Origin of the sequence: Sulfurospirillum sp., from assembly GCF_036802865.1 — a bacterium.
Classification (GTDB): Bacteria; Campylobacterota; Campylobacteria; order Campylobacterales; family Sulfurospirillaceae; genus Sulfurospirillum.
Genome location: NZ_DAIRVK010000007.1, coordinates 1 through 22,052, shown reverse-complemented (window position 1 = coordinate 22,052; position 22,052 = coordinate 1). Strand labels below are relative to the sequence as shown.

The 22,052-nt window shown below is 38.2% G+C and carries 25 protein-coding genes; 24 read left to right on the top strand and 1 reads right to left on the bottom strand.

Features of this window, described 5'->3' with window-relative positions; translation table 11 throughout:
• Positions 1–874, bottom strand: an 874-nt coding sequence (locus V7Q04_RS13040; protein WP_333805642.1) for a PDC sensor domain-containing protein, incomplete at its 3' end; no start/stop codon positions are given.
• Between the two features lie 239 nt (positions 875–1,113).
• On the opposite strand from V7Q04_RS13040, the gene V7Q04_RS13035 reads away from it, so the two are divergent.
• The 24 genes from V7Q04_RS13035 (at position 1,114) to V7Q04_RS12915 (ending at position 22,030) form a co-directional block, all read left to right on the top strand.
• Complete coding sequence (locus V7Q04_RS13035; protein WP_333805640.1) at positions 1,114–2,223, top strand: pyridoxal-phosphate-dependent aminotransferase family protein; 1,110 nt, start codon at positions 1,114–1,116, stop codon at positions 2,221–2,223.
• Positions 2,224–2,225: 2 nt separating this feature from the next.
• Entirely contained in the window at positions 2,226–3,080 is an 855-nt protein-coding gene (locus V7Q04_RS13030; RefSeq protein WP_333805639.1) for an ATP phosphoribosyltransferase regulatory subunit, read from the top strand.
• A 1-nt stretch (position 3,081) separates the two neighbouring features.
• Positions 3,082–4,329 (top strand): adenylosuccinate synthase, encoded by a 1,248-nt coding sequence (locus tag V7Q04_RS13025; RefSeq protein WP_333805638.1) that lies wholly within the window; start codon positions 3,082–3,084, stop codon positions 4,327–4,329.
• A gap of 89 nt (positions 4,330–4,418) precedes the next feature.
• The gene (locus V7Q04_RS13020) at positions 4,419–4,850 is read left to right on the top strand and encodes a flagellar export protein FliJ (RefSeq protein WP_333805637.1); all 432 of its coding nucleotides are present in this window, start codon (positions 4,419–4,421) and stop codon (positions 4,848–4,850) included.
• A complete protein-coding gene (locus tag V7Q04_RS13015; RefSeq protein ID WP_333805636.1) occupies positions 4,850–5,377 on the top strand; it encodes a MotE family protein in 528 nt (175 codons plus the stop codon). The genes V7Q04_RS13020 and V7Q04_RS13015 overlap by 1 nt, the downstream gene beginning before the upstream one ends.
• Positions 5,378–5,461: 84 nt before the next feature.
• On the top strand, positions 5,462–6,016 hold the full coding sequence (locus V7Q04_RS13010) for a DUF507 family protein (protein WP_333805634.1): 555 nt from the start codon (positions 5,462–5,464) through the stop codon (positions 6,014–6,016).
• Positions 6,013–7,143 (top strand): glutamine-hydrolyzing carbamoyl-phosphate synthase small subunit, encoded by a 1,131-nt coding sequence (gene carA / locus V7Q04_RS13005; RefSeq protein WP_333805633.1) that lies wholly within the window; start codon positions 6,013–6,015, stop codon positions 7,141–7,143. Before V7Q04_RS13010 ends, carA begins: the two co-directional genes overlap by 4 nt.
• A 142-nt stretch (positions 7,144–7,285) precedes the next feature.
• Positions 7,286–7,966: a sulfite exporter TauE/SafE family protein gene (locus V7Q04_RS13000; protein WP_333805643.1), complete on the top strand. Its 681-nt coding sequence runs from the start codon at positions 7,286–7,288 to the stop codon at positions 7,964–7,966.
• Positions 7,963–9,201 (top strand): PAS domain-containing sensor histidine kinase, encoded by a 1,239-nt coding sequence (locus V7Q04_RS12995; RefSeq protein WP_333805632.1) that lies wholly within the window; start codon positions 7,963–7,965, stop codon positions 9,199–9,201. The genes V7Q04_RS13000 and V7Q04_RS12995 overlap by 4 nt, the downstream gene beginning before the upstream one ends.
• Positions 9,198–9,878: a response regulator transcription factor gene (locus tag V7Q04_RS12990; protein ID WP_333805631.1), complete on the top strand. Its 681-nt coding sequence runs from the start codon at positions 9,198–9,200 to the stop codon at positions 9,876–9,878. Before V7Q04_RS12995 ends, V7Q04_RS12990 begins: the two co-directional genes overlap by 4 nt.
• Positions 9,879–10,034: 156 nt before the next feature.
• The gene (ccoN, locus tag V7Q04_RS12985; RefSeq protein WP_333805629.1) at positions 10,035–11,501 is read left to right on the top strand and encodes a cytochrome-c oxidase, cbb3-type subunit I; all 1,467 of its coding nucleotides are present in this window, start codon (positions 10,035–10,037) and stop codon (positions 11,499–11,501) included.
• A 15-nt stretch (positions 11,502–11,516) separates the two neighbouring features.
• On the top strand, positions 11,517–12,182 hold the full coding sequence (gene ccoO, locus V7Q04_RS12980; RefSeq protein ID WP_333805627.1) for a cytochrome-c oxidase, cbb3-type subunit II: 666 nt from the start codon (positions 11,517–11,519) through the stop codon (positions 12,180–12,182).
• A 16-nt stretch (positions 12,183–12,198) separates the two neighbouring features.
• Positions 12,199–12,408, top strand: a complete 210-nt coding sequence (locus tag V7Q04_RS12975) for a cytochrome c oxidase, cbb3-type, CcoQ subunit (RefSeq protein WP_443070044.1) — start codon at positions 12,199–12,201, stop codon at positions 12,406–12,408.
• Between the two features lie 13 nt (positions 12,409–12,421).
• Positions 12,422–13,270, top strand: a complete 849-nt coding sequence (locus V7Q04_RS12970) for a c-type cytochrome (protein ID WP_333805625.1) — start codon at positions 12,422–12,424, stop codon at positions 13,268–13,270.
• Positions 13,271–13,280: 10 nt separating this feature from the next.
• A complete protein-coding gene (locus V7Q04_RS12965; protein ID WP_333805624.1) occupies positions 13,281–13,493 on the top strand; it encodes a DUF4006 family protein in 213 nt (70 codons plus the stop codon).
• Between the two features lie 111 nt (positions 13,494–13,604).
• On the top strand, positions 13,605–14,216 hold the full coding sequence (locus V7Q04_RS12955) for a TPM domain-containing protein (RefSeq protein ID WP_333805622.1): 612 nt from the start codon (positions 13,605–13,607) through the stop codon (positions 14,214–14,216).
• Positions 14,203–14,697 carry a FixH family protein gene (locus V7Q04_RS12950; RefSeq protein ID WP_333805621.1) on the top strand — a complete coding sequence of 165 codons (495 nt, stop codon included), beginning with the start codon at positions 14,203–14,205 and terminating at the stop codon, positions 14,695–14,697. The genes V7Q04_RS12955 and V7Q04_RS12950 overlap by 14 nt, the downstream gene beginning before the upstream one ends.
• 119 nt (positions 14,698–14,816) lie before the next feature.
• Positions 14,817–17,165, top strand: coding sequence for a PD-(D/E)XK nuclease family protein (locus V7Q04_RS12945; protein WP_333805620.1), 2,349 nt, complete (start codon positions 14,817–14,819; stop codon positions 17,163–17,165).
• Entirely contained in the window at positions 17,162–19,885 is a 2,724-nt protein-coding gene (locus V7Q04_RS12940) for a RecB-like helicase (RefSeq protein WP_333805619.1), read from the top strand. Before V7Q04_RS12945 ends, V7Q04_RS12940 begins: the two co-directional genes overlap by 4 nt.
• Before the next feature lie 81 nt (positions 19,886–19,966).
• The gene (rplM, locus tag V7Q04_RS12935; protein ID WP_333805618.1) at positions 19,967–20,395 is read left to right on the top strand and encodes a 50S ribosomal protein L13; all 429 of its coding nucleotides are present in this window, start codon (positions 19,967–19,969) and stop codon (positions 20,393–20,395) included.
• A 1-nt stretch (position 20,396) separates the two neighbouring features.
• Positions 20,397–20,789, top strand: a complete 393-nt coding sequence (gene rpsI, locus V7Q04_RS12930) for a 30S ribosomal protein S9 (RefSeq protein ID WP_333805616.1) — start codon at positions 20,397–20,399, stop codon at positions 20,787–20,789.
• A 128-nt stretch (positions 20,790–20,917) separates the two neighbouring features.
• Entirely contained in the window at positions 20,918–21,211 is a 294-nt protein-coding gene (locus V7Q04_RS12925; protein ID WP_333805615.1) for a type II toxin-antitoxin system HigB family toxin, read from the top strand.
• A 1-nt stretch (position 21,212) separates the two neighbouring features.
• Positions 21,213–21,581 carry a helix-turn-helix domain-containing protein gene (locus V7Q04_RS12920; protein ID WP_333805614.1) on the top strand — a complete coding sequence of 123 codons (369 nt, stop codon included), beginning with the start codon at positions 21,213–21,215 and terminating at the stop codon, positions 21,579–21,581.
• A gap of 95 nt (positions 21,582–21,676) precedes the next feature.
• Positions 21,677–22,030, top strand: a complete 354-nt coding sequence (locus V7Q04_RS12915) for a hypothetical protein (RefSeq protein ID WP_333805613.1) — start codon at positions 21,677–21,679, stop codon at positions 22,028–22,030.
• Positions 22,031–22,052: the final 22 nt, after the last annotated feature.

The following is a 22,052-nucleotide window of genomic DNA, read 5'->3' as shown; positions in this document are numbered from 1 at the left end:
GTGCTTTAATCAGCACGATCATGATTCCGATCGAGAGGATGAGCATTACAAGACCCATAAGCATTAAGTCTTTAATTTGCGCAGTTAAAAAGGCATAAGCCGTTTCCTTATCAAAGGTAATTCCAGGTGTCCAGCCTGTCTCAGTCGATACTTTAAACGCAAAAATTTTATTGGCACCTTGGAAGTCATACTCAATAAATCCTTCTTTTTTATCTTTAAATTCTTTATTGAGTGTTGATTCTGTACCAAGGAGTTCTTTATTAGGATGTGCAACAATCATTTTCTTGGTATCGAGAAGTATTCCGTACCCACCGTTAAAATTGACATCGCCTACTGCTTTTACCAAAGTTTCCAATGGAAGATCAATACCAACAACACCGATCATCGCCCCATTTTTCATAATAGGTGCCATAACAGTCACCATAAGGACTTTAGCTGTTGCCCCAACATAGGCATCGGTTATACCAACTTTTCCCTCGCTTTTAGCTTGCTTATACCAACCTCTTGCTCTTGGATCGTACCCATCGGCTTTTTTCTTACCACTGCCGTAAATCATTTTGCCATCTTCAAAACCAGCGTAAGATTCCATCGCATCAAATGTTTTACTCATCTCTTTAAGTTTGGCTTCCAAGTCAGCATCATCCATTGTATGACTATTGCTTAAAGAACGTGCAGCGCCAGCGACACCACTTTTTTTAGAAGAGACCCACAGGTCAATATAATCTGTTAAGGCGCGCGATGCCATTTGAAGGCTGGCTTCAATTTGCACAACACTGTTTTTCTTAGTATCTATGTAACTAAACAGACTAAATATGCCCAAACTTAGAAACATTAAGACCGAGATTGTCACGATAATTTTGGCTTTAAACGACATGCGTTTTCTCCTTGAGATTGAGTAGGATTCTTTATATTAAAGAATACACTATGAGATGATAACAAAAAGCTGTTGCTTTTAGATTACATTATTTATGTAAGTTTAAAATAGGAAAACGACTTTCAAAAGACTTTTTACCTGTAAATGTGAAGCTCGAAGAGAGAAGCCGGCTACTAAAGAAACAACAAGCAAGATTTTGTTACAATCGCACTCAAAACTATACACCATGAGGATCTCTTATGTTACTTTTGACACCAGGACCAACTCCTGTTCCTGAAGCTGTGCGTATGGCAATGGGTACACCAACCATTCACCATAGAACACCTGAGTTTGAGGCTATTTTTGAGCAAGCAAGAGGCTATTTGAAAAAGCTTTTTAATATGGAAGAAGTTTTAATGCTAGCAAGCAGTGGAACTGGAGCAATGGAAGCGTGTGTGCTTCATTTGTGTCAAAGTAAAGCGATTGTCGTCAATTCGGGCAAATTTGGTGAGCGTTTTGGCAAGATTTGTGCTGCTTACAACAAACCATTTGTCGAAATAAAAAATGAGTGGGACACACCTGTGAGTGTGGATGCGATTGTAGAGCTTGTCAAAAATGATCCAAGCATTGATGCTGTGTGTATGCAAGTGTGCGAGAGTGCAGGTGGACTTCGTCATCCTGTTGAAGCGGTAGCAAAAGCAGTTAAAGCGGTTCGAGCCAACATTATGGTGATTGCCGATGGCATTACCGCTGTGGGTGTTGAAAAAGTCGATACCACCCATATTGATGCACTTATTTCTGGAAGCCAAAAAGCCTTAATGCTTCCTCCTGGACTTGCGTTTATTGGGCTTAATGCTCAAGCGTTAGAGACCATTGAAAATGGAGGCGTAGGCTATTATTTTAATCTCAAAACAGAGCTTAAAAACCAACGTAAAAACACTACGGCATGGACAGCTGCGACAACTTTAGTTATCGGTCTTGTGGCTATGTGTGAACTTATTGATGCTGAGGGTGGACTGGATAAACTTTATGCCGATACGGCAAAAAGAGCAGAAGCAACCAACAAAGCACTGCAAGCTCTTGGACTTCACATCTATCCAAAAGTGCCTGCACGTGCGATGAGCGCAGTGTTGCATGATGATGCGAGCAAAATCCGCAAAATTTTAAAAACAAAATACGGCGTGAATATGGCGGGTGGGCAAGACCATATCAAAGATACCCTGTTTAGAATCAATCATATGGGACTTGTCAATGTGTATGAGACAGCTTGGGCGCTTAATGCGGTTGAGCTTGCTTTGGCAGAACTGGGCAAGAGAGCGTATGATGGAACTGCCAATAGGGTATTTACCCAAGAATTTTACCAAGGTTGATAATGATTTATGAGCACGAGATACCCACAGGCAGTAAGCTTTATTTTGGAGAGAGTGCCAAGTTAAAGCGTAAGCTTGAAAATGTGGCAAGTGAGCTTTTATACAATGCTGGTTTTGAAGAGATCGTGACACCTTTTTTCTCTTATCATCAGCATAAAAGTATTGACGAAAAAGAGTTGTTACGTTTTTCGGATGAGCAGAATCATATTGTCTCTCTCAGAGCGGATAGTACGATGGACGTGGTACGCTTAAGTACCAAACGTGTTGGGCGAAGTACAAATCATTCTAAATGGTTTTACATTCAACCTGTTTTTCGTTATCCAAGCCACGAAGTGCATCAAATTGGTGCAGAGCTGATTGGCGAAGACAATCTGGCTTTGAGTATTGCGACCAGTTTGTCGATTTTTGAAAAATTTTCACTCAAACCACTTTTGCATGTAAGCAATATTAATATCCCTAAGATTCTCTCTGCAATGTTGAACTTAGACCTCAAAATCTTTGAAAAAGGCGAGCTTCAAAAACTGCTTGCTTTGGATATTCCATGGTTGACAAAATTGACCTGTTTACAAACATTGCAAGAGTTGGAAGCCGTGATCCCCGAGGTTCCAGATGTTCTTCAAGTTGAACTTAAAAAACTCAAAGCACTTTCTGCTCATATTGCATACGATAATGTCGTCTTTTCGCCGCTCTATTATGTGAAAATGCGCTATTATAATGCACTATTTTTTAGATTTATTCATAAAAACTCTACACTGGGTGTTGGTGGAAGTTATGACTGTGAGGGCATTGGCTCAAGCGGTTTTGGTCTTTACACAGATGATCTAATCGAAATACTAATCAAAAGAGATGGACAATAAAATGAAAGCTGATATGATCGTAGGAATTCAATGGGGTGATGAGGGAAAAGGCAAGATCGTTGATCTTTTAGCGCAACATTACGATGTCGTGTGCCGTTATCAAGGTGGACATAACGCAGGTCATACGATCTGGGTTGATGGTGTACGTTATGCACTTCACTTGATCCCTTCTGGTATTTTAAATCCAAAAGCATTGAATGTCATTGGTAACGGTGTCGTTGTTTCTCCTGAGGCACTTATTAAAGAGATGGCACAGTTTGATAAACTTGAAGGTCGCCTTTTTGTGAGTGATAAAGCGCACATGATCCTTAATCACCACATTTTAATTGATCAAGCCAAAGAAAAACTACGAGGGGCGAAAGCCATTGGTACAACAGGACGTGGTATTGGACCAAGTTACGGTAGTAAAATTGAGCGTAGTGGACACCGTTTGGGCGAGCTTCGCGATACCAACAAACTTGCCCTGTCTTTAGTTGAATTTTACGATGAAAACAGAGCTCTTTTTAGCGCTCTAGGAATTGTAACACCTAATTTTGAAACATTGAAAAAAGAGTTAGACGGTTATGCCAAAGCTCTTTTACCATTCTTGACAGATACCACGCATATGGTATGGTCATGTTTGGATGAGAATAAAAAAGTCTTGCTAGAGGGTGCTCAAGGTACTATGCTCGATATTGACCATGGTACTTATCCTTTTGTCACGAGCTCAAATACTATTAGTGCGGGGGCATGTGTAGGACTTGGACTTAATCCAAAAGATATTGGTAAGGTAACCGGTATTGTTAAAGCGTATTGTACCCGTGTTGGAAATGGTCCTTTCCCAACAGAAGATTTTGGAACAGAAGGCGATCAACTTCGTGAAAAAGGCCATGAATACGGTACTTCTACTGGACGTGCTCGTCGTTGTGGCTGGTTTGATGCTGTTGCTTGTCGATATGCTAGTCGTATTAATGGTTGTGATGATCTTTCTATTATGAAACTTGATGTTCTTGATGGATTTGAGACTATTAAAGTGTGCGTTGCTTATGAGATTAATGGTAAACGTGTCGAGACATTACCCGAAGATTTGGACAATGTAATACCAATTTATGAAGAACTTCCAGGTTGGGAAAGTGTTGTGGGGTGTCGTAAATTTGAAGATTTACCCGATACTGCTAAATCTTATCTCAAACGTCTTGAAGTCTTAACGGGTACAAAAATTGGACTTGTCTCAACAAGCCCAGATAGAAACGATACCATTATATTATAAGAAGAGTCTAAGACTCTTCTTACTCTCCTCCGTTCTGAATGGTAGCCATAGGGTGTTTCTAAATCTTTACATGTAAAGGTTCTCATATTATGAAAAGTCAATTCTCAAAAATAGCAAAAATTCGTAAACAAAAACGTGATGCAATTGAAAGAGAATTGATGAAAAGTCAAAATAAAGAGCGTATGCTTACCCATAAGATTGACGCTTTATATAAAGAGATTGCTGCGGTCGAGATGCCAAAAGAAGGCATAATTTCAGTTCTTTTGATGGTCAATGAGCAAAAAAGTATTTTAGGTCGTGAAAAAAAACGTTGTGAGCAAGAGCTATTTGTGGTCAAACGCACTACAAAGCAACTTCAAAGTGACTATCAAAAAGCGCACATTGAGTATGAAAAAATTAAATACCTTGAAGAGCAAGAGCTCCAAGCCATAATGGATAAAATCAAACGTGAAGAACAGCTCTATTTAGACGAAATATCAACGATGTTATTTGCAGGGCAAATAAGTCAAAAAGGTAAATAATGAAGCGTATGTGGATTTTACTTGTAGGTACATTATTGTGTGCAGATACCATTGATTGTACGAAAGTCTTTGAAGAACGCAAGGGAGAACTCTTACGTGAAGTAGAAAAGATAGATGAAGCGCGTCAATCTTTTGAAGCACTCAAAGCTGCCACAAATGCATTGTTTGAAAAACAAAAAAATGCGCTCAAAGAGAAAGAAAACAGTATTGCAAAAACAAAGCAAGAACTTGAAGAAAAAGAAAAGCAGATTGCTCAAATGCTGGAAGAAAATAAAAAACTTTTAGATCAAGTCCAAGCAAAAAAAGGCGATAAGTTAGACGAAACATACATTAAAATGAAAGACGCCGCTGCTGCTGCCATTGTTGAAAAACTTCCTATTCATGAAGGTGCTGCAATTATGTTTGGCTTGCCTGCTAAAAAAGTCTCACAAATCATGGCAAAGATGAATCCACAAGTCGCCTCTGAAATTACGCAACAACTCAAAAAAGGTCCACCTTTTGTAGAGAATAATCAAACAAAAGAGTGACAAACCTCTCTCAACACTTGCTCTAAACAGATATTTACCTTACTTTAGATAAAATGTGTGAAAATTCAGAAGTAAGGTTTATGGATGAAAATCAGATTGCCTCATGCCCCTTATATTGCCAATAAAATAGCGATCGATATTTTAAATTGTGGATTCATTACCATGCTTAAAGGCCTAGAGCCTATTGTAAAAGTCGCAGAGGATTTGATTGTTGCCGATATTAAACAAGAGACTGCGCTAGAAGAGCGTGTTACAGAGATTTTAGATCAAAATGAAGATGAGATGGAGTTTCAAAGGGTTGACCGCAGAAATATGTTCTGGTTGATCAAGAAAAAACTTGCCAAGGAGTTTGGTGTTATTCTGTCGTACGAAGACAGATACAATGAAATTGCACATAAAATTTTAGAGACATGCTGGAAAACAGGTCTTATTGAATACAATGTGACAGAAAACCGTGTCAAAAATGTTGTTTATACAGCGATTGAGACATACATTGCGCATTTTCAAGAAATTGAAAATGATGTAGCTGATAAAATTGGAAATTATAAACGAACATTAGTTCCTGGCTCAGAAGAGTATGATTTAATTTTTGAAAAGCTCTATGAAGAAGAGTTAAGAAGAAGAGGAATGTTAGTATGATGTTAAAACCTGTATGGATTTATCTTGAAAATGGCGTTTTTTTAGAAGCAAAAAGTTTTGGCTTTGAAGGTTCACAAACAGGCGAGATCGTTTTTAATACCTCCATGAGTGGGTACCAAGAGATTATGAGTGATCCGAGTTATGCGGGACAATTCATTGTCTTTACAATGCCTGAAATTGGTATTGTTGGAACCAACGATGACGATATGGAAAGTAAAACAGTTCATGCCAGTGGAATGTTTGTTCGAAGTCTCAATGTCATGCCTTCAAACTTTAGATCGACAGAAGCTTTACCAACATTTCTAAAAGAGCACCAAAGTATGGGTATCTGCGATATTGATACACGCTATTTAACGAAAATGATTCGTGATTCTGGCCCCAAAATGATGATCGCATCAACAGAAGTGAGTGATCCTGAAAAACTCAAAGCGATGTTAAAAGCAAGTCCTCGTATTGAAGAAGTAAATTACATTGAAAAAGTAGGCACAACTAAGCCCTATTTGCACACAAGTAGTGTTTGGAATGCCGATACCCAATCTTATGAAAAAGCAACCCATAGCCTAGGTAAAAAAGTGCTTGCAGTTGACTTTGGTATTAAAAGAAATATCTTAAATGAATTGTGTGCGACAGGACTTGAAGTCGAAGTTATCCCTCATGACTTCAATGCGGATGATGTCATAAAGCGCTATAAAAATGGTGAGATTAGTGGACTCTTTTTGTCTAATGGTCCAGGAGATCCTCTTATTCTTAAGAAAGAAGCAGCGCAAATTACAAAATTGATTGAAGCAAAAATGCCTATATTTGCGATCTGTTTGGGTCATCAATTGCTTTCTATTGCACATGGCCATCCAACATATAAACTCAAATTTGGACAACACGGGGGAAATCATCCTGTTAAAAACACCAAAACAAACGTGGTAGAAATTACAGCTCAAAACCACAACTACAATGTTCCAGAGTCTGTGTGCTCTATTGCAAAAGTGACACATATCAACTTGTTTGACAATACCATTGAAGGATTGGAGTACAATGATTCGCCGATTTTTTCAGTGCAACATCACCCAGAAGCAAGCCCTGGACCACATGAGAGCAAATATATATTTCAAGAGTTTGCCAACAGGTTGTAAAAACCTTTTTGAAAAAAAGTAAAGCGCCAAAGGTGCGCGGGCTTTCCGCCTAGGAAAACTTAGCGTTAGCGTAGCTTTCAAAGGTTTGCTTTGAAGGCGTGTTAAGAGTTCTGTAAGAACTTTAAATAAATGGAGCAATGCCATTAACGCCATCGACATTACAGCAATCATTAGTGTTGCATTTTTAGGAAGTTTAGGGCATTGCATCGGTATGTGTGGAGGGTTTGTCATGGCGTACAGTAGCGCTAAAATTGACGCGTCCTCTACTTCATTGCAACAGTTTTTTTGCCATCTCACATACAATCTAGGCCGAATCAGCTCTTACACTTTGTTGGGCATGATTTTTGGAACCCTTGGAAGTGTTTTTACTTTTTCATCTCATATTAATGGTTATTTTTATTTTTTTATTGGCATACTCATGGTTCTTATGGGATTTTCGATGATGGGAAAAATCAAATTTCTCACCTCCTTAGAGTCAACCATTGCTTTTAATCCTTTCATTAAAAAACTTTTTTCTACATTGATTCATTCTAAAACAATTGCTAGCTTTTATGGACTGGGGCTTTTAAATGGCTTTTTACCTTGCGGGTTAGTCTATTTCTTTTTGGCAGCAGCTGCAACATCGGGGTCATTTTTGGGTGGTGGTCTAACCATGCTGATGTTTGGTTTAGCAACTATGCCTGCAATGCTAGGACTTGGATTTGTTGTTGGGTTTTTAAAAGGAAGTGGTTTTCGTGAGGTTATGATTAAAATTGCTTCATTTATCATTGTAGGCTATGGCATTTATATGGCGTATCTTGGTTACAGTGCGGCAATTGCATGAAATTAGAGCAATACCAAAGTGCTATTGAGAGTAGTAATATTATCTCTAAAACTGATATTTTCGGGATTATCACCTTTGTTAATGATGAATTTTGTAAGATTTCTGGCTACAGTAAAGAAGAATTAGTAGGCAAAAATCATAACATTGTAAGACATCCTGATGTGCCCGCTTCGACATTTAAGCAACTTTGGCAAACAATTCTTCAAAAAAAAACTTACAAATCAACCGTTAAAAATCTTGCTAAAGATGGAAGTACCTTTTATGTCAACACAACTGTTTTTCCTATTTTAAATGAAAATGGAGATATCGAAGAGTTTATTGCCATTCGGTATGATGTGACAGAGAGTGTACGCCTGAATGAAGCCGTTATAGCCAAAGATGAAGAGTTAGAAGAACTTAATCAAACGTTAGAGCGCAGAGTTAAAGAGCAGACAAAAGCCTTGATGGAACTCAATCAAACATTAGAAGAGCGCGTTTTGGAAGAGGTTGAAAAAAACCGTGAAAAAGATCGTTTTTTATTTCAACAGTCACGCCTTGCATCAATGGGTGAGATGATAGCCAACATTGCACATCAATGGAGACAGCCTCTTTCAGAACTTAACATTACACTGTATAAGATGAATAAACTCTACAAACGCCAAAATGATGGTCAAGATATAGAGTTTGAAGACAGTTATTCTCATGCAAAAAAAATCATTACTAAAATGTCGGAGACGATTGAAGATTTTCGTCATTTTTTTAGTCCTGATCGTCAAAGTGAACATTTTACTTTGAGTCTTGTTGCCAAAGAAGCGATTGATATTATGCGTGGAACACTTGAAAAAAATGAGGTTGAAGTGCGCATGGATATCAAAAATGATGTTCCGATTCAAGGGTATTTTAATGAATTTTCACAAGTTCTTATTAATTTAATCAATAATACGATTGATGCTTTTTGCCACAATAAACTAAAAAATAGATTAATTTATATTGAAATTGACACATCTGAGCAAGGAGATGCTATAATTAAAGTCTGCGATAATGCTGGTGGAATTGACGAAGCTATTATAGATAAGATTTTTGAGCCTTATTTTACAACAAAACATGCAAGTGCAGGCACTGGCTTGGGGCTTTATATGAGTAAAATGATTATCAACAATAGCATGAAGGGATTTATTGTTGCACAAAATTGCAATGATGGCGTCTGTTTCACTATAACAATACCAGCAGAATTGAGTGAAAAGGAAGAGCTATGAGTGGATTGGCAAAATTGACGGTTTTGTTTGTCGAGGATGAAGAAGATTTAAGAAACGCCTTAGAAAGTGCTATAGGCGATGAGTTTGCTAAGTTTATTGTTGCTCGCGATGGTGATGATGGACTAAAAAAATTTAAAAAATACAAACCCGATATCGTTATTACAGACATTATGATGCCTGTAATGGATGGTTTAATGATGGCAAAAGAGATTAAGCATATCTCAAAACAGACTCCTGTTGTTATTTTAAGTGCATTTAGTGAAAAAGAAAGATTGCTTGAAGCCATTGATGTGGGTATTGATAAATACCTTATTAAACCTATCGATCCTGATGAGCTCCTCAGAACACTTAAGTTGGTTTCTAAAGAGATGCTTGATCAAAGTGATGTTGTAGAACTAGGGTATGGGTATCAATTTGATAAAAGTCGTAGAGTTTTAGTGAAAGAAAGTCAAACAATTTTTTTAACCAAAAAAGAGTTACTTTTTATCTCAATTTTAGTCAAAAACCTAGGTGTGTTTGTATTGCATGAAGAGATAAAAAAGTATGTTTGGACAAACAAAAAAGTAACAGATTCAGCCATACGTACCTTTATTAAACGTGTACGCGAAAAAACTGATAAAGAATTTATCAAAAATATCCCGGGTCTTGGCTATAAAATCAATACGCAAGAACGATAATTTCATCGTTCTTGTTTCTTCTATTTTTAAATTTTCCTTAATTATTTTCATTTAACACAAATTTAATCTTCTTAAGCTTCGTTGTAGATTTGCTGCACTATAATTCTTACATTATGTGATATTTTTGTGACATAAAAACACAAGTAGGAGGAATTGATGCAGGCTAGAGATGCATTGAACTATGACTATTCAGTAGCCAAATGTTTTACCTACTCAGCGATCCTTTTTGGTATCGTTGGTATGTTAATAGGCGTGGTTATCGCTTATCAAATGGCTTTCCCTGAGTTGAATTACTTGGCGGGTGAATATGGTACTTACAGTCGTTTAAGACCATTACACACTTCAGGAGTAATTTTTGGATTCTTACTAAGCGGAATCTTTGCAGCATGGTACTATATTGGGCAAAGAGTACTCAAGGTTTCGATGGCAGAATCACCATTTTTGATGATTATTGGTAAGCTTCATTTCTGGCTTTACATGATCTTAATGGTTATAGCAGTTGTTACCCTTTTTATGGGTATCTCTACTTCTAAAGAGTATGCAGAACTTGAATGGCCTTTGGATATTCTTGTCGTTGTTGTCTGGGTACTTTGGGGTTTGAGTATTTTTGGTTTGATTGGTATCAGACGTGAAAAAACACTTTATATCTCTATGTGGTATTTTATTGCAACCTTCTTGGGTGTTGCTATGTTATACCTTTTCAATAATATGGAAGTTCCAACTTATTTTGTTGCAGGTACAGGAAAATGGTATCACTCTGTTTCAATGTATGCAGGAAGTAATGATGCAATGGTTCAATGGTGGTATGGCCATAACGCGGTAGCATTTATTTTCACAGTGCCTATTATTGCGATGATCTATTACTTCTTACCAAAAGAATCTGGTCAACCCGTTTTCTCTTATAAACTTTCACTGCTTTCTTTCTGGGGTCTAATGTTTGTTTACCTTTGGGCAGGCGGACACCACCTTATTTATTCAACCGTACCTGATTGGGTACAAACAATGGGATCAATCTTCTCAATTATCTTGATTCTTCCATCATGGGGTAGTGCGATTAACATCTTGCTTACCATGAAAGGACAATGGGGTCAACTTAAAGAGAATCCATTGGTTAAATTGATGATTTTTGCTTCAACATTCTATATGTTTAGTACACTTGAAGGTCCAATTTTATCTATCAAATCTGTCAATGCACTTGCGCACTTTACAGACTGGATTCCAGGACACGTTCATGATGGTACTCTTGGTTGGGTAGGCTTTATGACAATGGCAGCATTGTTCCATATGGCACCACGTATGTTTAAACGTGAAATTTACAGTAAAAAATTGATCGAAGCACAATTCTGGATTCAAACAACGGGTATCGTCTTGTACTTCTCAAGTATGTGGATTGCAGGTATTACTCAAGGTATGATGTGGAGAGCAACAGACCAATTCGGTAACCTTGCTTACTCATTTATCGACACGGTAACGGTACTTATTCCATATTATGCAATTCGTGCAACGGGTGGCTTATTGTATCTTATCGGTTTCTTCATTTTCACTTACAATATGTATAAAACTATGACTGCAAGTAAAGCAATTGAGTCTGAGCCTCAAAATGCTTCACCTATGGCAGCGTAAAAGGAGGATAGGATAATGTTTCATTGGTTAGAAAGAAACCCATTCTTTTTTGCGGTAGGTGTGTTTTTGGTGATTGCTTATGCAGGTGTTGTAACAATTTTACCTGACTTTATGGAGACAGCACGTCCCGTAGTAGGTACAAAACCGTATACAGTCCTAGAACTTGCAGGTCGTCAAGTTTATATTAAAGACAGCTGTAATGCGTGTCATTCACAATTGGTTCGTCCATTTAAATCTGAGACAGATCGTTATGGTATGTATTCACTTAGTGGCGAGTATGCATACGATAGACCATTCCTTTGGGGTTCTAAAAGAACAGGTCCTGACTTAATGAGAGTTGGAAACTATAGAACAAGTGATTGGCATGAATACCATATGTCTGATCCTATCAGTGTTGTGCCTGGTTCCATTATGCCAGCATACAAACATATGTTTAAAAACACTGCTGATATTGATACCGCATATGCAGAAGCATTGACCGTGAAAAAAGTATTTAATACGCCTTACGATCAACCTGATATGCCTAAACTTGGTACCCATGACGAAGCTAAAAAAGCAGTTATGGCAGAAGCTGCACTTATTGTTGCAGATATGAAAAGCCAAGAGGTAAAAGAGGCATTTAAACGTGGCGAGATCAAAGAGATTGTGGCATTAATTGCTTATCTCAATAGCTTAAAATAAGGTGTTCACGGTGAGTATGGAAACAATTAGAGAGATTCAAGCTTATGCTTATGTGGGAGCAACAATTTTTTTAGTCGTGATGATGTACAGTTATTTATATCATCTTTACAAGGCTGAAAAAAAAGGTACGCGAAATTATGAGCAGTACGGAAATATCGCATTAAACGATAAAATTGATGATACTCCAATTGAATCCCGTACTCCATCAAACAAAGAGAAAGAATAAAGAGGAGCAATAAATGAATTGGCTGAATGACAATGTAAACGCGTTATCATTGCTTGGTGCAGCAGCAATTTTAATTCTCAGTGCTTTTGTTATTGGTAAGTATTTGAAACAGATGAAAACCGATAAAGGTAGTGGAGAATTAGCAAAAGAGAATTGGGATGGCATCGGCGAATATAAAAACGCACTCCCTATTGGTTGGGCACTTTCTTTCGTGGGAACTATCGTATGGGCAGCATGGTATTTCTTAGCAGGCTACCCTCTTGGTAGTTATTCACAATTGGGTGAATACAATCAAGAAGTAAAGAGCTTCAATACAAAATTTGAGAGCAAATTTGCAAATCCTGACAAAGCAACACTTATGAGTATGGGTGAGGGTGTTTTCTTAGTACAATGTGCACCATGTCATGGTGTAACAGGCGATGGTATGAAGGCTAAGGCTGCAAACCTAGGTAAATGGGGTAATGAAGAAGCAATTGTTGCATCTATCGTTAACGGAGCTAAAGGTTCAGATTATCCATTGGGTGAGATGCCTGCGGGGCTTTTGGATGTTGATAGTGCAAAAGCAGTTGCAGCGTATGTTATGCAAGAAGTATCTGTTGTTAAAAAGAGCAAAAATCCAGCACTCGTAGAAAGTGGTAAAGCTCTATGGGCAACATGTGCAGCGTGCCATGGTGAAGATGGTAAAGGCATGGCAGGAAGTGCTCCAGACTTAAGTGTTTATGGCGATGCAAAATTCGTTGTCAATGTTCTTGGAACGGGCAAAAAAGGATTTATTGGTAATATGCCTAAATTCAATGATGGTCGTTTAACCAATGTTCAAAAAGCAGCGGTTGGCGCGTACGTCAGCTCTTTAGCGAAATAAGGACAGCTCAATGGAAAATACAAATCGAAACATATTTGGACTTAATGGTATATCTGGAATGTTGATTGCAGTTGTATTATTGCTTTCTATCCTTGGGACGCTAACATTCTTTGGATTAAAGGCACAACAAGCAGTTGCTGATAAACCTTATAAGATTACTGATCCGCAAGCACTTCAAATGAAAGATGCTGCCAATGCGAATCAAAAAACTATAGCGAAATAAGGGGCATAAGATGGCTGAAAATATGGATAAAATTATTGTTCTTGGTTTAGTTGTCATTGCCGGAATTACAGCGTGGGCAGTATTAACTTCTCACCACTTGTTCATCGGTTAATGAATACCTTATTACATGACAAAGCAAAGAAGCTCTGGCTTCTTTGCTTTATTGCATTGCTTCCGGTTTTGGTTTTTGCCAAAGATTTTGTTGTTTATGATGACGTTTTAGAAGAGAAAACAGCTCAAAAGATCGAAGAAATGGGAAGTGAACTCTTTGCTAAAACGGGTGTCAAAGTCATTTTAATTGCAAAACAAAAAGGTGAAGAGAATATTCTCACTTATGAGCAAAACTTTGTCAAAAATCTAACCCCTCCTTACGCACTTTTAACTCTTTTTAAAGCAGAACAAAAAGTAGATGTTTATGCTTCTTCTGGGCTCGAAAAAGAGTTTGATAGAGAAGCGCTTCTTTCCCCATTGCCATGGAAAGGGACAATTATTCCATTGCTAACTTCTAAGAAAAATGAGGTCAGTGTAAGTCCTGCTTTGCTTAATGGGTATGCTGAACTTGTTGAAGAGATTGCACAGTATCGTAAAATTGAGCTAGAGAGTTCTATCGGTAATGCTAATAGAACAACGATCAATCTTGTGAGATTGTTGATTTATGGTTTTATGGTTGTTGTTGTAGTACTTATCATTTATAAAAGGATTAAAAGTCGTGCAAAAAGCTAAAAGTGAACACACATACTACCCTTATGTGGTTGTAGGAATGATTATAGGCTGTGTTATTGCGTGCGGTTTTACCATTAAAATTGCTATTGATAATCCTGTAGAAATGGATACTTTTTATATGGAAAAATACCAAAAAGTAGATCATTCAATCAACAGCATTTTGGAACTTCAAGAAAAGTTTAACGCAAAGTTTGACCTCACGTATTCGACCGAAAAATTTGAAATGGGACAAAATAGCATTACCCTCACATTGACCGATAAGAGTGGTGCACCTGTCAAGGATGCGAATGTTCTGTTGATGCTTTCGCGTCCTGATAGTAACAAAGAGAACAAACAGTTGTCCCCTTCTAAAGTTGAAAATGGTAATTACACGTTTGGTCCCTTTGAGATCAGTAAACCTGGCAGATGGCAAATTTTGAGTAAAATCGATATTGGCGAATTTAAAGGTTATCACAAAAACGAAGCTTACGCTGCACAATAAACTCTTTTTAGGCACTTTTTAAAAAGTGCCTAAGCCATTTTTTTCTTTCATTTTGATATAAAAATCCTTCTTAAATCTTTGCTTTGTTATAATCCTTTTATTAAAAAAGGGTGGTGTTTATGTTAGAAGTTTTTGCAACCAGTAGGGCTGTGCGCTCTTTTTACGATACTTTTTTAGATGCTAACACCCTTCTTCCCAAAGCCATAACGATTGCAGAGTTAGAGCAAAAAGCCGTGCTTGTTCCACACCATTCGTTGGTGGATGAAGATATGCGTGTGCTTCTCATGCAAGAAGCATCACGTTTTACGAAGTTTGAACTTCTCTACATTGAGCGTGAATTTTTTACATTTTTGAAAAACTCAAGTTATCTTTTTCACTTTTTTGAAGAGCTAAGCCATGAGAAAGTGGCACTGGAAGCACTGGTGGGTGCCGATACGTATGAGCATTACGTGGAACATCTTGACGTTTTGCAAACACTTCTAAAACACTATAAAGCACTTTTATCTAAGCAAGGTTTGTATGACCGTATAACGCTTCCTGAATGCTATGAACTCAATTGTGAGTATATTTTATCATTGGGTGCTGTACGCATTCATCTGGAGGGTTTTTTGAGTCGTTTTGAGGTGGGATTGTTGAGTCAAATCGCAACAATTATTCCTTTACATGTAACAATTAGCATCAGTCCTTACAATCAAAAGATGGTAACACTCTTTGCAGAACTTGGTATGACGTTGGAACCCCATTGCACGTATGAGCTCAACCTTTCTACGAAAGAGATTTTGCATGTAGCGCCTCAATGTATTGCCGAGCAGGATGTTCAAGTTTATGGTTTTGCTTCGCGTTTAGCGCAGATGGGTTATGTGCAAAGTACCATTGCTCAGTTTGTGGAAGAGGGGTTAAGACCAGAGGAGATCGTGGTGGTTTTACCTGATGAGAGGTTTGCCGATGTGTTGCGCCCATTTGATACGTGGCATAATCTTAACTTCGCAATGGGCATAAGTCTCAAGCAAAGCTATTTTTATCAGAAACTCAGTGCCATTGAAAAAGCGATGCGCAATGACGAAATCGAAGACCACCTACGTCTTGTTCGCCTTAAAATTGAGCCTGAAATGATGGTTACCTGTAAAGAGATATGGCACCAAAAAGTCAGTGCAGAAGTGGCTATGAATTTCTTTGATAAACTCCTTTCGCTGGATACAAAAGAGCAGCAAAACCCTCTTTTTAAAGAAGCCTTTTTTGCTTTTACACATTTTTTAAAATACGCACCCTCCCTTCGTTTTGAACAAATTACCAAGCTCTTTTTAAACCGCCTCTCTGTTTTAAGCCAAGACGATGTTAGAGGTGGAAAGGTGACGGTATTGGGTGTGTTAGAAACTCGTGGTGTGGCATACAAAGGGGTGATCGTTTTAGATTTTAACGATGAGTTTGTACCTAAAAGAAGCCAAAAAGATCTCTTTCTCTCCTCAGCGGTACGTGCACATGCAGGGCTTCCAACAAAAAGAGATCGCGAAAATTTACAACGTTATTATTACCATCAGCTCTTTTCAAAGGCGCAGAAAATCGCTATTGCTTATGTGAAAAATGAGACGAGTATGCCTTCGCGCTTTTTGGATGAGCTTGGCTTTAGCACAACTGTTATGGCAGATGAAAAAGCACTGCAACCGCTACTCTTTGAAGTCAATGCACCTAAAAATCTTTATGAGCTTTCTTTTATTGATGCACCTTATGATCTTAAAGCGTTCCCATTATCGGCCACAAAACTAAAAACACTGCTTACCTGTAAACGCCAGTTTTATTTTCGCTATGTCCAAAAGCTCAAAGAGGCGAAGATGCCAAGCAGTCAAATTGATGAACAAACCATTGGTATTGTATTGCATAAAGCCCTAGAAGAGGCGATCTGTGATGAGGCACTCAGGGATGAAAAGAGCCTCTATGCCAAAATAGAAACGCTGTTAAAAGAACAAAATAGGCATGAAGTATGGGGTTATTTTGTGGATGTCTGGCTTCAAAAACTTCGCCCGTTTATACACAATGAGGTTGCGCGATTTGATGAAGGTTTTCAGGTGTTTCAAAAAGAGTTTGCGCATAAAGTTCCTTATGAAGGTTTTATGTTAGAGGGGCAGATTGACCGCATCGACCAAAAAGAGGCCGAGTTGTTTGTCATCGACTATAAAAGTGGTAAAGTGCCAACGACAAGTGAGCGCTCACTTGAAAGCACCACAGATTTTCAGCTGGTCTTTTACGAGCGCATTGCGAGCACTTTGGGTAAAGTTGGTGGCGTTTATTATTACGATCTTAAAGAGGGTGTTTTAGTAGCTGAAAACTTCTTGGAAGAGAAAAAAGCGCTTTTGCATGGTAAGTTACAAGAGTTCTCCAAACCGATCAATGGGTATGAGCTGTGCGAGGAGATCAAGCATTGCAGGCTTTGCCCCTATGTGCTCTTATGCGGAAGGGAGGGGCAGATATGAATTTAAGTCCTTATTTAGCGTTGGAAGCCAGTGCAGGCAGTGGTAAAACGTTTGCGCTGAGCGTTCGCTATCTCTCACTTCTCTTTATGGGGGCAAATCCACAAAAGATCGTTGCGCTCACCTTTACCAACAAATCTGCCGCAGAGATGAAAACGCGTATTTTTGAGACGCTTAAACACTTAGAAGACAAAGATGAGTTAGAAGCGATTGCTGTGCAGACAGGCAAGTCAAAAGAGACGTTACTCTTTGAGAAAGAGCGTGTGATGCAAAGCTTGCTTCAAGCTGATATCAAAATCTCGACACTGGATTCTTTCTTTTCGCTCATTTTGCGCCATTTTGCATTACATGTAGGGTTGCAACCCGACTTCAAAGTAGGACAAAATGGACTGGGTGAAGAACTGGTGGAGCGTTTCATCAAAGGGTGCAAAAGTAAAAACCTTTACAATGCCCTCATTGCTTTTAGCATCAATGAAGATAAAAAACTGGGTGATCTGTTTAGCCTCTTGGACATGCTCTATCAGAAAAAATCAGAGCTTGACATCAGCACACTGGCGGAAGGGCACTACCCTTCTTTAAAACCGTGTTTGGATATTTTAGGGCAGATACGAGATTATTTTGAGCAAAGTGGACTCTCCGTACGTGGGCTTGCAACACTTAAAGTGGAGACGCTGGGCGATCTGCTTTCTAAAAAGTATCTGGAGCGTGAAGACTTTGGGTATTGGGACTATAAAAAGTATGCCAATGAGACCACTGATGTGCTTTTACGAGAACTCAAACAGGCTTTAAACGAACATGTCAATGCTAAAGAGGCGTACTTTCTAGGTCAACTAGGCAAGCTTTTTTCGGTGTACGACGAGAGCCTGAGAAGCTTAATGGGCGAATACGGTGAGCTTCGTTTTGATGACGTAACCAATCTGCTTTACACCCTTTTGCGCCAAGAGATCAGCAAAGATTTTCTCTATTTTCGTCTTGATGGCGTGATAGAGCATCTACTGATCGATGAGTTTCAAGACACGAGCATCGTGCAGTATCAGATTCTTCTGCCACTCATCGAAGAGATACGTGCAGGGCAGGGTGTGAAGGATTTTAAAACACTCTTTTTTGTGGGTGACGTGAAGCAATCGATCTACCGTTTTAGGGGTGGGGCTAAAGAGCTATTTGGGTATGCCAAAAAAAGTTTGCATTTAGATGTCAATGCGCTTGATACGAACTACCGCAGTACCGAGCAGGTAGTGTCGTTTGTCAATGAAATCTTTACCTCTAAAATCAAAGGGTATGAGCCCCAAAAGGTTGCCAAAGCCACGGGTGAGGGGTACATTAATGTTCGTATCGAAGAAGAGATTGAAACTTCTGTTTTAGAGGCGATTGGAATGCTTTTAAAAGAGGGTGTCAAGCCTAAAGATATTGCCCTTTTAGTGCACACGAACAAAGATGCCAAAGTCTTTAAAGCATTGGTACAAGAGCAGTTTCCTACTTTGCATGTAAGACTTGAAGCAACGTTAAAACTTATCGAAGTGCGCTCTATCAAAGCCATCATTTCGCTACTCAAATACCTCTATTTTGGCGATGAACTTTATAAAGCAGTGTTTCTTGTTCAGTGTGGCATGGTATGGGATACCCCACTTTCTAAAAGTGGCTGGAACTTGGACGCAACGCCACTTGTTTTGGTCGAAAAAATTATCAAAACCTATGGCTTGTTTGATGGCAGTGCCGATGTGCTGAGTTTCCTTGAAGTCGCTAGTCGTTACGAGGAGATTGAGAGCTTTTTATTTGCATTGGATGATCTGAGTGATGAGGCCAAAAGTGAAGATGTGGATGGTTTGCGTGTTTTAACCGTACATAAATCTAAAGGTCTAGAGTTTGAGCACGTCATCGTATGCGACCGTCTGAGTCGTGACAATAACCGAAGCGATACGCTTTTATTTAGCTACGATGAAGTAGACATCAAAGGGTTGTACCTCACAATGTCAGGACGTGAATCGGTTGATGGAGCATACGCAAAAGCCAAAGAAAATGAAGGTATTTTGTCGTATGAAGATCGTCTCAATGCCTTATATGTGGCGTTTACAAGAGCCAAACGCTCTTTGTTTGTCTGTGCCAAAGCGCAAAACAGTGCATTTGCGATGTTGGATTTGAACACTACAGAGCGTGGGATGATTGGGGTTTCCACGAAAGAAATACCTCTCTTGGAAACTGCCATGTGTGTGTATATGCCAAAGCGCTATGGTGCACAAGAGGTTTCCAGTACGCCTGAAGAAGAGGGTGAAAGCGTAGAAATTGCTTCTATTACATTTGGGATTGCACAGCACTATATGTTGGAAATGTTGGACAGTTTTGATGAGCCTGCATTGAAGCGTGCGTATATTGCGCTTCAAAACCGTTTTGCACCTTTGTTAGATACATCAACCTTGCAAGCGATTTATCAAAGAGCTGAAAAACTGGTTACGTGTCAAGCTTTTTTAGAGTTGATTCAGGGTGCAAATGTCTTAAAAGAACAACCTATTATCTATCAAAAAGAGCGCAAACAGATCGATCTTTTGCTAGAATTTCCCGATAAAATTATTGTGATTGATTATAAAAGTTCAAAAAAACAAAGTGCAAAACATCACGCCCAAGTGAAGCTTTATCAAGAGGCTCTTTCACAGATTTATAATCTTCCTGTGAGTGCGTATATTTGCTATTTGCAAAGCGAAGGTATTGAACTCGTCAAAAGCTTATAATATACTTAATTTAAGCTGTATATAAGTATATTTTTATTACACTTGCACTTCGTTAAATAAATACGTCAAAGGTTATGACAAATGAAAGCTACACAAGCGATTAAGCCAAGCGAAGTTAAACGCGACTGGATCGTAGTGGATGCTGCTGGTAAGAGATTTGGTAAAGTCCTTACAGAAGTAGCAACACTGCTTAGAGGAAAACATAAACCTTACTTTACACCTAATGTTGATTGTGGTGACTTTGTTATCATCATCAATGCGGAAAAAGTAGAGTTTAGTGGAACAAAACTAGACACAAAATTGTATCACAGACACACAGGATATTTCGGTAGTGTTAAAACTGAAAAATTAGGTGATCTATTAACTAACAACCCAGCGAAATTGTATAGACTTGCAGTAAGAGGCATGTTACCAAAAACAAATCTTGCTAAAGAGATGATCAAAAAGCTAAAAGTTTATGCTGGTAATGAGCATCCACATACAGCGCAAGTTAAAGCAGAGGTAAAGTAATATGGCAAAAGTATACGCAACTGGTAAAAGAAAAACAGCTATCGCTAAAGTATGGGTAAGTGCACCTGGTAAAGGTACAATCACTGTTAATGGCGTTGATTTTGAAGCGTGGCTTGGTGGTCATGAGACCATTAAAAAACGTGTTCGTCAGCCCCTTGCTCTTACAAAACAAGAAGCAAGCTTTGACATTGTAGCATCGACTCAAGGTGGCGGTTATTCAGCTCAAGCTGACGCACTTCGTCATGGTATTTCTAAAGCACTTTCAGCAATGGACGCTGACTTTAGAGCAATCCTTAAACCATTTGGTTTATTGACTCGTGACTCAAGAATCGTTGAGCGTAAAAAATACGGTAAGAAAAAAGCTCGTCGTAGCCCACAATTTTCTAAACGTTAATTGTTTCTTTACAGAAGTCTTTCGAGACTTTTGTGTTTTATGCAAGGGATTTTCCCTTGCATTTCTTCTCGTAAATTTTAAATCCCTCATTAAGTTCCTTTTAAAGGAACAAGCATTATACTCACTCTATGAATATCATCAGCAAAAAAACATTGGTTCAGTTTTATGAAAAACACGCACAAGCAAAAATTCCTCTGGAAGTTTGGCATGCAGATGTGCGTAAGGCTCAGTGGGAAAATAGCGAGCAGATCAAGCATGATTATGCGAGTGCCTCTTTTTTGCATGATAATCGTGTTGTGTTTAACATCAAAGGCAATGACTTCCGCTTGATCGTGCATATCGACTATAATCGAAAAATCGTACGGGTTAAATTTGTTGGAACACACAGTGAATACAGTAAAATCAATGCAGAGGAAATTTAAAATGAACATTCAACCTATAAAAACCGAAATGGATTATGAAAAAGCACTTGAGCGTGTTGATGTTTTGATGGAACAAGATCCAAACATGGGAACACCACAGAGTGATGAGCTTGAAATCTTAGCCCTCTTAATCGAAAAATACGAAGAAAAACACTGGGCAATCGCTACGCCAGACCCCATAGAAGCCATCAAATACCGCATGGAAGAGTTGGGTCTTAAACAAAAAGATTTGGTTCCAATGATTGGGAGTAAAAGCAAAGTCTCTGAAGTGTTGAACCGTAAAATTGGACTCTCTTTATCAATGATAGCACAACTCTCAGCGAAGCTTCACATCCCATTAGACGTGTTAGTGCCAAAAGTTTTGGTATAAATAAATTTAATGAAAAAGCTTACCAGTTTTCGTGTATTCCTTTGTATATTTGAAGTGTCATAAGTTTTGAAGTAAAGTTATTTAGGAATAGTAATATGAATTTAGTGATTAAGATTCTAGAATTAATAATTGCATTAATTGAAAATAAATATTTTTTTAGAACTAGGTATGATAAACAAAACTTAATAATCCTTAAGATTTATAAAAATTTACGATATAAAGAACCCAATAAATGGTATATCTGTAATCTTTTTTATCAATTAACTCAGTTAAATCTCAATTTTGATGATATAAAATTATTACTGCAAAATGATGATGTTAGTAAAATAGTTTATTTTATATCAAAATATAGAGGAATATATACATATAAAAATGGTTTTTTTATTGAAAAAAAATCAAGATTAATGAATAAACTTGGGAGTGTTAGAAATTCCGTGTCAACTTGGTAAAATAATATTAAGGATTGACAAT